Below are 13,495 nucleotides of genomic sequence, written 5' to 3'. Positions count from 1 at the left end.
ATGGACGAAATTGAATCGTTATGCCGCCTCTGTGAGGCGGTTGAAACTGCAGGAGCGGATATTGCCCCTACGTATGCTGAATATGTACAACTGGCGTTCGCCATCGCAACGGATTGCGGAGAAGCGGGACGCGAGTTTTTCCATCGGTTGTGCCGGGTGTCTGCCAAGTACGAACGGGAACATGCCGAACGGATATTCTCCAATGCACTTACTACCCGGCATGGAGATGTCCATCTGGGCACTGCATTCCATCTTGCTGAAAGGGCGGGTGTAACTCTCTGCAAAGAGGGAGTGATGAACCACCGGAAAAATGCAAAAAATGCAGGAAATGCACCGTCCCAAAATCTCACACACACGCATGTATATAATAAGGTGGACAATGAAGAACCGGACGAATCCGAAGAACTGCAGGACGGGAGTGACCCGAACCAGCCATTGCCCTCTTTCACCGAAGCGGACTGGCCGAAAATCCTGTTGCTCATCATGAGTTATGCCACCAGCCCCACACAACGCGATGTCATGCTGCTCGGAGCATTGACCGCCATAGGTGCCAGCATGGAGCGATATGTGAGATGTCCATACGCCGGCAAACTCCAGTCTCCTTGCCTGCAAAGTTTTATTGTAGCCCCTTCCGCCTCGGGTAAGGGAATTCTTTCGTTCATCCGGCTGCTTGTAGAGCCTATTCATGACGAGATCCGCCAAAAAGTAGCGGAAGAGGTCAAGGCCTACAAAAAAGAGAAAGCCGCCTATGATACTATGGGAAAGGAGCGCTGCAAAGTGGAAGCTCCTCAAATGCCCAAGAATAAAATGTTTCTCATCTCGGGCAATAACACCGGAACAGGTATTCTGCAAAATATCATGGATGCCAACGGCACAGGACTTATCTGCGAAACCGAAGCGGATACCATCTCCGCTGCTATCGGTTCTGAATACGGACACTGGAGCGATACACTCCGCAAAGCATTCGACCACGACCGCCTGTCGTACAACCGGCGCACCGACCAGGAATACCGGGAAGTAAAGAAAAGCTATCTCTCCCTCCTGCTTTCCGGCACGCCCGCACAAGTAAAACCACTCATTCCCTCGACAGAGAACGGTCTTTTCTCGCGCCAGCTGTTTTATTATATGCACGGTATATGGACATGGATCAACCAGTTTGAAAGTGGCGAAACCGATCTGGAAGCCATCTTCACAGGCATAGGCCTGGAATGGAAAAAGCAACTGGACCTGATGAAAGCACACGGGCTTCATACGCTCCGGCTCACTGATGAGCAAAAGCAAGAGTTCAATGCCCTCTTTGCCGATCTGTTTTTCCGCTCGGGACTTGCCAACGATAACGAAATGAGCAGTTCCATAGCCCGACTGGCTGTCAATACATGCCGTATCATGGCAGAAATAGCTATGATTCGTGCATTGGAATGCGACCAGCCTTATCAGTTCAAGGGTTCTTCCACCCCTCTGCTGACTCCTGACAAGGAGATTGCCGCCGATAATATCAAAGACGGCATTATCACCCGTTGGGATGTGACAATCACCGCTGAAGATTTCCATGCGGTGCTGGAACTTGTAACTCCGCTCTATCGTCATGCCACACATATCTTATCTTTTCTTCCTTCCACAGAGGTCAAACATAGAGCCAATGCCGACCGGGATGCACTTTTTGAAATAATGGGCAACCAGTTCACCCGCGCACAGTTGTTGGAGCAGGCTGAAAAGATGAAAATCAAACCTAACACTGCTCTTAGCTGGCTGAACCGTCTGATAAAAAAAGGATTGCTTATCAATACAGACGATAAAGGCGTTTATACGCGTACGCATGTGTGCGTGTGTTAGGGAACCCTCGGAAAAAGTGCATTTTTTGCATTTATATAACAACAGGACGTTTCATGAATCCTAAAGCGGCGCTTTAGAAGTGGTAAAGCATAGCTTTACGATTGCTAAAGCGGTGCTTTACTTTTCCGCTCTTCTAAGGTTCTCCCAAGGCATCTACAATCACTCTCACCTCCAACGGGGTGAATGAGCGGCGCTTTGATTCGTAACCTAAGTCGTACAGGCGTTGCAGAAGTCCGGGACATAAAGAGATCCATTTCTTCATCTTTCGATATGCAGCAATGTCAGTTAGTTCCGGAGAATAAAGTTGAGCCAGTTCCATGCGACCGTAGGCGCGTATTTTGAATTCGTTCATGATGAATAAGTTTCTGATTTACAATTACAAAAATAACAAAACATATTCACATATCCTACGTTTTTCCATTGAATAACCGACCGTTACTGCGCATAATTGACAACAATCGCGTGCAACTGTAGACTATTGATTTCTGCGGGTTTCAGGGTTGTATCTTTGTATCGTCGAAAGGGAAAAGAATCCCCCGGACACAATGTTTAACCCTTTAATTTATTGTTTTATGATTCGTTACAAAATTTATCAAAACCAACAGCAAAAAGGCCTGAATGCAGGCAAGTGGTTCGCCCGTGCGGTAAGCGACGAGACGTTTGATTTGGCTAAGCTTGCCGAACACATGTCAAAACACAATTCACCGTATTCCGGTGGTGTCATCAAAGGTGTGCTTTCCGACATGGTAGACTGCATCAAGGAACTGCTGCTCGACGGCAAATGTGTGAAAATCGACGACCTTGCCATCTTTGGTGTGGGCATCCGCAGTAAGGCAGCTGATACGCTGGAAGATTTCTCATTGGAGAAAAACATCACTGGTATGCGTCTGAAAGCCCGTGCTACCGGTAATTTGTCAACCACCAACCTGAAACTCGACAGCCAGTTGAAACAGCAGGCCGAATATCAGAAACCAACAACTGCCGGAGGAGGTTCTGATTCGGGTGATACCCCTGATCCGAAACCGGATGGTGGCGGTGAAGCGCCTGATCCGGCTGCTTAATCCTAAATCCTTTATTTTTAATCTTTAAAAAAGTAACATCATGAGTAATTCATCTTCTCCCCGCTCCGTATGGAGCTTCATCATCAAAGTGATTATCACCGTTGCCACCGCTATCGGAGGTCTGATCGGAGTACAGAGCTGTATGTAGCCTTATGCGTACCATCACTCTGATTATCATTCATTGCAGTGCCACGCCGGAAGGAAAGTCCCTTTCGGCGGAGGCTTGCCGTCAAGATCATATCCTTCACCGGAGATTCCGTGACATCGGCTATCATTTCTACATCACCCGGGATGGAGAAATCTACCAAGGCCGTCCTCTGGAAAAGGTCGGGGCACACTGCCGTGACCATAACACCCATTCGATAGGTATTTGTTACGAAGGAGGGCTGGATATGGCGGGACGTCCCAAAGACACGCGTACATTGGCACAACGGGCTTCTTTGCTCGGTCTGCTCCGCGAATTGAGGAAAATATTTCCTAAGACGTTGATTGTAGGCCATCATGATTTGAATCCGATGAAGGAGTGTCCGTGTTTTAATTGTACGGAGGAGTACCGAGAATTAGATGGTATTATCTAAGTATATTGACCAGCAAACTGGCAATAGATACCAGAATGGAAAATCCCGAAACCCACATCGTCGTACTTGTTCCGATGTCTGCGCTCTGCGCTTTGGTTTTATTAGGAGTGACATACAGGATGTCATTCTGTTGCAACTGATAGTAAGGAGATAATAACAAATCCGCGTCGTTCAGATTGAGTGTAACAAACTGTTTATGCCCATTCCTGTCTTCGCGGATTAGTTTTACATTATCACGAACACCATAAATAGTCAAATCTCCTGCCATGGCAAGGGCCTCGAGCACATTGATCTGCTCATTCACTACCGGATAAACACCGGGAGAGGCCACTTCGCCCAAAACGGAAACTTTAAAACCGGACATACGGACTACTACCGTAGGTCTTTCTTTCACGTAAGATTTCAGTCTATCCGTTATCAGGTTTTCAGCTTCACGACTTGTTAAACCGTTCAAAGGAAGTTTACCTAAAACCGGATAATTGATATTTCCCTGATCGTCCAATAGAAACGTACTGCCTTGCGCATTGAAAGGCTGCGAAACAACCGGATCGGAAGTGGAAACAAGAATGGAAACTTCATCACCCGGTATCAGTCTTGCGTCCTGAACAGGCGCAACTTGCGTATTCGCCTGTTTCAAAATCTCCGCATCCTGCAAGTAAGGCACTTTCTTATAGGACTGGCAAGCCGAGAGAAAGAAGAAAAAGAATATCAGTGCAAAAGCACCGGATAATTTCGTATTCATGTAAATGGTGGATAAATGATGACGGGATTAGTTTTTCTCGCAGATAGCCTCGACATAACCAATAGGCATATTAACGCAAGCGCATCCCAGCATATTCAGCCGGACGGCAATCTTGCTTTTGCCATCGACATTGACCAGTTCACCAACCAGCCCGGTCAGAGGTCCTTTCACAACACGGACCTTCTCACCACGTGCCAAAGGAGAGCTGTTCATACAAATAGCTTCCTCGGAATAGTCGAGCATGAAACGGAAACGAGCCATCTGCTCATCTGGAATCACCGCCGGAGAGCTCTCACCACGCATCACCATATAACGGCTCACTGTAGAAAAACCCAGAACTTCTTTGCGTTCTTTCGGATTTACGTGCACAAACACCATCATTGGAAGAAGGACAGACTCAACTACCTTGCGCCGGTCACTCCACTGATGAATTTCTTGTTGGACAGGGACGAAATTCTCGATCCCCATTTTGTCTAAACGTTCGGCTACCTTCTTCTCGTGGTGCATACGAACCAGAGCAACATACCAGCGTTTAGAGTGTGCTACGCCTTCCCCTGTCCCATCGCTAGGCCCAGCACTAAGTGATTTTGGTTTTGTTAAAATCATGTTTTTTTACCCCATGTTATTCCGTTACTTCTTAGGTAACGGACAATACACACACAAGGCGCGCGTCTCTATAAAAATGGAAATCACATATAGGAATAGGGCACAAGAAAGGAACTGCCTAATACTCAACAGGAAAAATCCAGAGATTAGGCAATAAAAAGTTTAGAACATGAAAATAAAGTTATTTCATGTTCGGATAGTTTTTTTCCTATATTTCAGATAAAACGAAAAAAAGTGGAAGAATATTTGCTTACTATTTATGTTTTTGTCTATCTTTGCGTCAAATTTAAGTTCCGTTACCTAAGAAGTAACACACATACTTTAGTTCTGAATACTAATACTTTGCACTTTTCACCCTGCCTACACAACAGTTTTTAATGTAAGATAAATTCCCTTTATTTACCTCTGTACGTTCTTTAAGTCCAAAGCCTTTCAAATAGATTTGTGTGGTTTTTATAGATTTATGGCCCAATGATTCACTAATCATTTCAATAGGTACTCCCCGATACTTCGCTGTCGTTGCCCAAGAATGGCGAAGTGTATAGGAAGTGACTGGAGATTGCAAATGCAAGGCTCTTGCCAAGTCCTTCAAACAATTATTGAATTGGCGAAGAGCGGACTGATATTCCCGGTACCCTCTTTCATCCAGACGTTTTTGATCGCCGCTAAGGATGTCAAACAGATAATCCGGACAATCGGGTTGTGCATCTTCCCTATTGCGAAGCTGGTTAATCATTTCTCTGGCTGTATCAAGTACTTCCACACTCATCGGGGTTTTAGTTTTGATACGGTTGTATCGCAACACATTCTGTTCTAAAGCTGATTTCTCCAGGTGAGCCAGATCAGCGAACGACATTCCACAAAACTGGAACATCAGGCAGCAATAGCCTGTGTACGACGCAAACGCTCCGACTTGGGGTCCTCATACAGAAGCTTATGCAATTCGACAGCAGGCAGGGCCTTCTTCTGGCGAACATCGACACCGGTATAAACATCATGAAACAGTCGCGGCACATAAGGCGCAATGCCCGCTTCTACTCCCCGGTTATAAATACTACGAAGCATACGCATATACGTAGAGATCGTGTTGGGTTTCAAGCCACACTCGTAAAGATACTGCCCGTAGCGTCGTAAACTTTCCCGGGTGACTTGTCTGAACGACACATTGAGCGTGCCGCAAAACTTGCTGAAAGAGAAGAGGGCATTCTTGTAGACATGCGCCGTAGAATAGCGTCCCTCCTTTCGCAAACGGCCGATGTAGAACTCTGCACATCGGCTAAATCCATTTTTGTTCCTCATTACATCACTAGTTATTTTATATATTATGCCATTTGGCAAGCGGCAAAAGAACGAATCTTTTTGTGTGTTCCAGATAAACTTTTTAATAAATATAGTTAAAGAGTTTTTTGCCGTTTTTATTCTATTAGTAATAAAAAAAGTCATCCGGCTTTGCCCATCATGAGGATGAAACAAAGTCGGATGACTTTCATTTTGTACGCTATTATCTTATACGTATGTTTCCAGCAATTTCACACTTCCTCCTTCGGGAGTGATAGTGACATCTTGCGTGGTAGCAGGCAACAGGATAGATTCTCCTGCACTAACAGTCAGTTCATTACCTTCATTGTCTCTCATTGTACATGATCCTTCCATACAGATAAAGATCACGAATGAATCGAGTTCGGAATAGTCACAACTGATTTCTTCAGTCATGTCATACAGAGAAGTCGTGAAGTAAGTGCAGGCAACCAGTTCTACCGGTTCGTCCTTCAACGGTTCGTATTTAGTACGATAGTCATCCAATACTTCGTAGTTGATGGCTTCACGGGCTAAATCGGTGTGAAGTTCGCGGGTTTTACCATTCGCATCTTTACGGTTGAAATCGTAGATACGATAAGTTATATCAGAAGTTTGCTGAATCTCGGCGATGAAAGAACCTGCCCCGATGCTGTGCACACGTCCGGCAGGAAGGAAGAATACATCACCCGGATGAATTTCATATTCCTGCAATACGTCGGTAATCGTATTGTTCAACACGCGTTCTTTATATTCTTTCGGGGTAATCTGTTCAGAGAATCCTGAACGCAATTTAGCTCCTTTGTCGGCATCTACCACATACCACATCTCGGTTTTTCCCATCGAATTGTGGCGTTTCTTCGCCAACTCATCTGTTGGGTGTACCTGGATTGACAAATCCTGTTTGGCGTCGATGAACTTAATGAGCAGTGGGAATTTATTGCCGAAACGGGCATAATTCGCTTCACCAACCAGTTCCTCACGATACTTTCTTACCATATCGGCCAAGGTTAAACCTTTATCCGGGCCATTAGCCACTACGGATTCATTGTTCTCAACACCGGAAATCTCCCAGCTTTCTCCTACTCCTTTCAAGTCTGAATTCAAATGCTTGAACGGAATAATTTTGTCGCCCCCCCAAAGCGTCTGCTTCAGAATAGGTTCGAATTTTAATGGATACATTTTTGTTTTTCTTGTTATAAACTTAGATTAAATTCGCTCGGATTGTTACAATCCGGGAACAAACATACAAAAAATAGTTCAGTTTTTAAGAAAAGGAGGATGAAAATTCATTTAAGAAATCATCTTTTGTCCTTGCATCCAAAGAAGATGAAGTAATAAAGCTAAACTTTCCTAAAGCACCTGTCATATTTAGTCGGAATAATTTGTGAGTAAGAAAGAATTTCCCTTTATTTGCAGGAAATTTTTAATAATACCAGACATGAATAACACATTCCCAACAGAAGGGAATCTATCAGGGCTCAGCCGGAAAGATTTCCAAAAGGATATAAATGATAAGAAAACTGATTTATTTATCCTCAAAAACACAAAGGGAATGGAAGTAGCTGTAACCAATTACGGATGCGCCATTCTTTCTATCATGGTACCGGACAAAAACGGTAAGTATGCTAATGTAATCCTCGGACACGACAGCATCGACCACGTCATCAACAGCCCGGAACCTTTCCTAAGCACTACTATCGGACGCTACGGCAACCGTATCGCGAAAGGAAAATTCACCTTGTTCGGCGAAGAACATGAACTCACGATTAACAACGGACCTAACTCTCTGCATGGTGGACCTACCGGTTTCCACGCCCGTGTTTGGGATGCTGTCCAGATTGATGAAAGCACAGTGCAATTCAACTATGTTTCTGCTGACGGTGAAGAGGGATTCCCCGGCAATCTGGAAGTGGAAATGACTTACCGCCTGGAAAATGAAGTAAATGCACTGACTATCGAATACCGCGCTACCACCGACAAAGCTACAGTCGTTAACTTGACTAACCACGGTTTCTTCAACCTCGCCGGTATTTCCAACCCTACTCCTACCGTTAACAACCACATCGTTACGATCAACGCTGATTTCTATACGCCTATCGACGAAGTTCCATCCCTACCGGTGAAATTGCCAAAGTAGAGGGTACTCCGATGGATTTCCGTGCTCCACACACTGTAGGCGAACGTATCGACGACAAATTCCAGCAACTGATTTTCGGTGCAGGATATGACCACTGTTATGTACTGAACAAGATGGAAAGCGGTTCGCTCGACCTGGCTGCCACTTGCAAGGATCCGGAAAGCGGACGTATCATGGAAGTATATACCACCGAAGCGGGTGTACAACTCTATACGGGCAACTGGCTCAACGGATTTGAAGGTGCACACGGAGCTACATTCCCTGCCAGAAGCGCTATCTGCTTTGAAGCACAGTGTTTCCCGGATACTCCGAACAAACCGCATTTCCCATCGGCCACTTTGCTGCCGGGTGATGAATACCAACAGATCACTGTCTACAAATTTACGGTAGAAGAATAAGACTTGAAAAATAACTAACCTAATTTTATAAACTAACATTTTTTTTGAACCATGACACAAGAAAAAAAGAACGGTAATCTCGTCGCAATTATCACGATGTTCTTCATCTTTGCGATGATCTCTTTCGTAACAAACCTCGCTGCTCCATTCGGAACAATCTGGAGAAATGAATATGCGGGTTCGAACACTTTAGGTATGATGGGAAATATGATGAACTTCCTGGCTTACCTGTTTATGGGAATTCCTGCCGGTAACATGCTCGTTAAGATCGGTTACAAGAAGACTGCTTTGATTGCAATGGCAGTAGGTTTCCTCGGTTTGTTCACACAGTATCTTTCCAGCTTATTCGGAGCAGGTGCTGAAGTATTCGCATTCGGTGAGTATGTTATCAAATTAAACTTTGTAATCTATCTGCTTGGTGCATTTATCTGCGGTTTCTGCGTTTGTATGCTTAACACAGTGGTAAACCCGATGTTGAACCTTCTCGGTGGCGGTGGTAACAAAGGTAACCAGTTGATTCAGACTGGTGGAGCTCTTAATTCTTTGTCTGGTACATTGACTCCGCTTTTCGTAGGTGCTTTGATCGGTACTGTTACTTCAAGTACTGCTATGTCTGACGTTGCTCCTCTGCTCTTCGTTGCTATGGGTGTATTCGTTGCTGCATTTATCGTTATCTCATTTGTTGCTATTCCTGAACCACACCTTCAGAAAGGTGGAGTGAAGAAAGAAAAATTCTCTCACAGTCCATGGAGCTTCCGTCACACTTTACTGGGTGTAATCGGTATCTTTATTTATGTAGGTATTGAAATTGGTATCCCGGGTACACTGAACTTCTATCTTGCCGATTCAAGCGATAAAGGTGCCGGTATCATGATGAACGGTGCTGCTATCGGTGGTGCTATCGCTGCTATCTATTGGTTGCTGATGCTTGTGGGGCGTACTGCAAGTAGTGCTATCAGTGGTAAGGTTTCCAGCCGTGCACAGTTGATCGCTGTTTCTGCTACTGCTATCATTTTCGTATTGATCGCTATCTTCACTCCGAAAGATGTAACGGTTTCAATGCCGGGTTACACTGTAGGCGAAGGCTTTATGATGGCACAGGTTCCTGTAAGCGCCTTGTTCCTTGTACTTTGCGGTCTTTGTACTTCTGTAATGTGGGGTGGTATCTTCAACCTTGCAGTAGAAGGCTTAGGAAAATATACAGCACAGGCTTCCGGAATCTTTATGATGATGGTTGTTGGTGGTGGTGTATTGCCGTTGATCCAACAAAGCATCTCTGACTCTGTAGGTTATATGGCTAGCTACTGGTTGATTATCGCTGCTCTGGCTTACCTGTTGTTCTACGGTTTGGTAGGTTGCAAGAATGTAAATAAGGATATTCCTGTGGAATAATCACATAGAATAGAATAGAATAGAATTCAATTTATTCACCTTTAAAATATAAATATCATGGATACAGAATACGTAAGAAGTCGATTCATTAAACACTTTGACGGAACTACTGGATTTTTATATGCTTCTCCGGGCCGTATCAACCTGATCGGTGAACACACTGACTACAACGGTGGATTCGTTTTTCCGGGAGCGGTAGACAAAGGGATGATTGCTGAAATCAAACCTAACGGTACTGACAAAGTAAAGGCTTACTCTATCGACTTGAAGGATTATGTAGAATTTGGTTTGAATGAAGAAGATGCTCCACGCGCCAGCTGGGCAAGATATATTTTCGGTGTATGCCGTGAAATGATTAAACGTGGCGTTGATGTGAAGGGATTCAATACTGCTTTCGCAGGTGATGTGCCTCTGGGTGCAGGTATGTCTTCTTCTGCTGCTTTGGAAAGTACGTATGCTTTCGCACTGAACGAACTGTTTGGTGAAAACAAGATAGATAAGTTCGAATTGGCTAAAGTTGGCCAGGCTACAGAACATAACTATTGTGGTGTGAACTGCGGTATTATGGACCAGTTTGCTTCCGTATTCGGTAAAGCAGGTAGTTTGATCCGTCTGGATTGCCGTTCACTGGAGTATCAGTATTTCCCATTCCATCCGGAAGGTTATCGTCTGGTTCTGATGGATTCAGTGGTTAAGCACGAATTGGCTTCTTCTGCTTATAACAAGCGTCGCCAAAGCTGTGAAGCTGCTGTTGCCGCTATCCAGAAAAAACATCCGCACGTAGAATTCCTGCGCGACTGTACAATGGCTATGCTAGAAGAAGCGAAAGCTGATATCAGCGCTGAAGACTATATGCGTGCAGAATATGTAATCGAAGAAATCCAACGTGTACTCGATGTTTGCGAGGCATTGGAAAAGGATGATTACGAAACTGTAGGTAAGAAGATGTACGAAACTCATCACGGCATGAGCAAGTTGTACGAAGTAAGCTGCGAAGAACTCGACTTCCTGAATGACTGCGCTAAAGAGTACGGTGTAACCGGTTCACGCGTTATGGGTGGCGGCTTCGGTGGTTGTACTATCAACTTGTTAAGGATGAGTTGTACGATAACTTCGTTGAAAAAACAAAAGCTGCTTTCAAAGCTAAATTCGGCAGAAGCCCGAAAGTGTATGACGTAGTAATCGGTGACGGTTCTCGTAGACTGGAATAAGAATTTATTCGTTATTAAATAATTAAGAAGGGCGGCTTCCGTGATGGGAGCCGCCCTTACTTTTTACAATTAACAAAAATCTAAAATCTATTAATCTAATAACATCTAATTAGTTCTACTTATTTCTTCGTAAATTTATATACTGCAAACGTAGTGGGTTCCAATTCGGTAGTAAACACATTGCCTTCAATAGATACCGGAGTTTCCTGCGGAACGATGGCAAAAGGTTGTTCAAGTGTATTATCCTTATCCAAATCAAGCGAACGAAGTTTGATACAACGACCATTAGACAGTACATCTTGTTTCTTCAATCCTTCAAAATTCAAGGAAATCGGTTGAGCTGTGGCGGAGGTATTGGCAACCTTTACAATCAGTTCATTCTTATCCTTATCGTAAACAGCACTGGCAAAGAGTCCGTTCTGTCCTTCGGCTCCCGTTACATTTTTCTTGTTCATGGTAAGGGGAAGTACATTTGTTCCTTTGTTTTGCGCATACAGTTGTTGTACATAATAGCTAGTGGTACGCACAGAGTTCAGGTTATCGAACCAAATCATATCAGGACGCCATTGCCATCCTTCCACATGAGCGAAAAGCGGAGCATAGGTAGCCATGTGAACGATGTCAGCATTACGTTCCAATCCGGTCATGAAAGCAGCTTCGAGCAAAGCAGCATGATAATGGTTCCATTTCTTTCCTTTTCCATGGCAGGCATATTCGCCGGCAAAGACTTTCGGACCTTTACGATCGTAGTTGTCATAGCGGGCACCTTGTGCCAGGAACCAACTTTCGGGACGATAGAAATGTTCGTCCACCAAATCGGCTTTCAGACGTTTCATTTCAGGCCACAAGTAATCAAATTCTTTTCCTTCGGAATTCGGACCGGAGCTACCTACTATTTTAATCTCCGGGTGAGCTTTACGAATGGCTTTGATAAACGGTTCGAGACGTTCGGGATATTCTTTTCCCCATTGTTCGTTACCGATACCGATAAACTTCAGGTTAAACGGAGCAGGATGTCCCATATCGGCACGTACCTTTCCCCATTTGGTATTCACGTCTCCATTAGCAAACTCAATCAGGTCGAGTGCATCCTGAATATAGTTATCCAAATCACAAACGGCTACGTGAGCTTTCGGATCATTATTCTGATATTGGCAGGAAAGTCCGCAATTCAGAATCGGCAGAGGTGCCGCACCCATTTCTTCAGACAGCAGGAAATATTCGTAGAATCCCAATCCATAGCTTTGATAATAATCAGGGAAGAATCGGTGAGTAAAAGTATACTGCCAACGATTTTCATTTAAGGGACGGTTCTCTACCGGGCCAACTGATTTTTTCCAGTCGTAACGAGTCTCCAGGTCGGTACCTTCTACAATGCAACCACCGGGAAAGCGGAAGACTCCAGGATGAATATCCGCCAATGCTTGTGCCAAATCTTTACGAAGACCATTTTCGTGTCCCTTCCAAGTATCAACCGGGAAAAGAGAGATATGCTCCAGATCTACTGTTCCTTTGGAAGTAAGAAAAATACGAAGTACGGATTTCGGATGAGTACTGCCGGGCTTCAAGATTATCTGGTATTTTTTCCAGTCCTTAGAATCAATCGTAAGATTCCCTGCAACAAGTGCTTGGCGTTCGCCCATTGATTGGGTATCTACAAGTTCGATCCTCAATGTTTCTTTCGTACTTCCTTGCGGCAAACGCGCCCAAACGGAGAAGCGATATTCCTCCCCCTTCTTGACACCGATACCGAAGAAACCTTCGTTATCCAATCCGGTATGCTTATGTGCATGTCCGGGGTTAGAAAGACGTACGTAATGTGGATTGCGTTCAAAAGGGCCATCATTCATTAAGGATACTTTTCCGTACGTTTTCCATCCCATCAGGTGTTGTGGAAATTCAAAGGAACGATTCTTCACCAGTTCGGCATAAAGTCCGCCGTCGGCAGCATAGTTGATGTCCTCAAAAAAGAGTCCGTACATAGTAGGTTGGATTTCTGCACCCAGCTTCTTCGTCTGTATCACCAACTCATTAGTTTGCGCATGAAGCGCAAGGTTAGTAGACAAGGCTAATACTGCCAATAAATTTGCGTATCTTCTCATGGTTCTCAATAAAAAATTATATATAGTTAAAATGCAAAGATAATCAGATTCTCTATTTTCCCCGTACCCGATTTTATCATTAACAGGTGTATATCGGTCAAAAAGGATCAAATTCCATTCATTTGCACAATTTTCC

At 44.4% G+C, this 13,495-nt stretch carries 10 protein-coding genes and 3 pseudogenes; 7 read left to right on the top strand and 6 right to left on the bottom strand.

Features of this window, described 5'->3' with window-relative positions; all coding sequences use genetic code 11:
- Window positions 1-1,833 (top strand): DUF3987 domain-containing protein, encoded by a 1,833-nt coding sequence (locus tag DXA05_RS15430; protein ID WP_004309159.1) that lies wholly within the window; start codon window positions 1-3, stop codon window positions 1,831-1,833.
- A gap of 133 nt (window positions 1,834-1,966) precedes the next feature.
- Here the strand turns inward: DXA05_RS15430 and DXA05_RS15425 are convergent, their stop codons facing one another.
- Window positions 1,967-2,185, bottom strand: a complete 219-nt coding sequence (locus DXA05_RS15425) for a DUF4248 domain-containing protein (RefSeq protein WP_004297475.1) — start codon at window positions 2,183-2,185, stop codon at window positions 1,967-1,969.
- Between the two features lie 220 nt (window positions 2,186-2,405).
- On the opposite strand from DXA05_RS15425, the gene DXA05_RS15420 reads away from it, so the two are divergent.
- From DXA05_RS15420 to DXA05_RS15415, 3 genes are read left to right on the top strand one after another with little or no spacing between them, the layout of a single operon-like run.
- Window positions 2,406-2,894, top strand: coding sequence for a DNA-binding protein (locus DXA05_RS15420; RefSeq protein ID WP_004307288.1), 489 nt, complete (start codon window positions 2,406-2,408; stop codon window positions 2,892-2,894).
- 40 nt (window positions 2,895-2,934) lie between these two features.
- Window positions 2,935-3,042 carry a smalltalk protein gene (locus tag DXA05_RS26530; protein ID WP_004297473.1) on the top strand — a complete coding sequence of 36 codons (108 nt, stop codon included), beginning with the start codon at window positions 2,935-2,937 and terminating at the stop codon, window positions 3,040-3,042.
- A 4-nt stretch (window positions 3,043-3,046) separates the two neighbouring features.
- Window positions 3,047-3,472 (top strand): N-acetylmuramoyl-L-alanine amidase, encoded by a 426-nt coding sequence (locus DXA05_RS15415; RefSeq protein ID WP_004309162.1) that lies wholly within the window; start codon window positions 3,047-3,049, stop codon window positions 3,470-3,472.
- Here DXA05_RS15415 and DXA05_RS15410 read toward each other — a convergent pair.
- The 4 genes and pseudogenes from DXA05_RS15410 to DXA05_RS15395 form a co-directional block, all read right to left on the bottom strand.
- Window positions 3,465-4,214 carry a polysaccharide biosynthesis/export family protein gene (locus DXA05_RS15410; RefSeq protein ID WP_004309163.1) on the bottom strand — a complete coding sequence of 250 codons (750 nt, stop codon included), beginning with the start codon at window positions 4,212-4,214 and terminating at the stop codon, window positions 3,465-3,467. The genes DXA05_RS15415 and DXA05_RS15410 overlap by 8 nt on opposite strands.
- Window positions 4,215-4,241: 27 nt before the next feature.
- Complete coding sequence (locus DXA05_RS15405; RefSeq protein WP_022199872.1) at window positions 4,242-4,820, bottom strand: UpxY family transcription antiterminator; 579 nt, start codon at window positions 4,818-4,820, stop codon at window positions 4,242-4,244.
- Window positions 4,821-5,154: 334 nt separating this feature from the next.
- A pseudogene (locus DXA05_RS15400) lies at window positions 5,155-6,119 on the bottom strand (tyrosine-type DNA invertase cluster 3b).
- Between the two features lie 207 nt (window positions 6,120-6,326).
- Window positions 6,327-7,298 (bottom strand): type I phosphomannose isomerase catalytic subunit, encoded by a 972-nt coding sequence (locus DXA05_RS15395; protein ID WP_004309166.1) that lies wholly within the window; start codon window positions 7,296-7,298, stop codon window positions 6,327-6,329.
- A gap of 259 nt (window positions 7,299-7,557) precedes the next feature.
- On the opposite strand from DXA05_RS15395, the pseudogene DXA05_RS15390 reads away from it, so the two are divergent.
- The 3 genes and pseudogenes from DXA05_RS15390 (at window position 7,558) to galK (ending at window position 11,257) form a co-directional block, all read left to right on the top strand.
- Window positions 7,558-8,654: pseudogene (locus DXA05_RS15390) on the top strand (aldose epimerase family protein).
- Between the two features lie 51 nt (window positions 8,655-8,705).
- Window positions 8,706-10,046: an MFS transporter gene (locus DXA05_RS15385; protein ID WP_004309167.1), complete on the top strand. Its 1,341-nt coding sequence runs from the start codon at window positions 8,706-8,708 to the stop codon at window positions 10,044-10,046.
- 57 nt (window positions 10,047-10,103) lie between these two features.
- Window positions 10,104-11,257 (top strand): annotated as a pseudogene (galK, locus tag DXA05_RS15380) (galactokinase).
- 119 nt (window positions 11,258-11,376) lie between these two features.
- Here galK and DXA05_RS15375 read toward each other — a convergent pair.
- A complete protein-coding gene (locus tag DXA05_RS15375) occupies window positions 11,377-13,359 on the bottom strand; it encodes an alpha-L-arabinofuranosidase C-terminal domain-containing protein (protein WP_032855884.1) in 1,983 nt (660 codons plus the stop codon).
- Window positions 13,360-13,495 lie beyond the last annotated feature (136 nt).

The sequence above is a fragment of the Bacteroides sp. AM54-2NS genome, assembly GCF_003602935.1.
Classification (GTDB): Bacteria; Bacteroidota; Bacteroidia; order Bacteroidales; family Bacteroidaceae; genus Bacteroides; species Bacteroides xylanisolvens.
The sequence above is the reverse complement of the archived record's forward strand: the minus strand, read 5'-3'. Positions and strand labels throughout refer to the sequence as shown.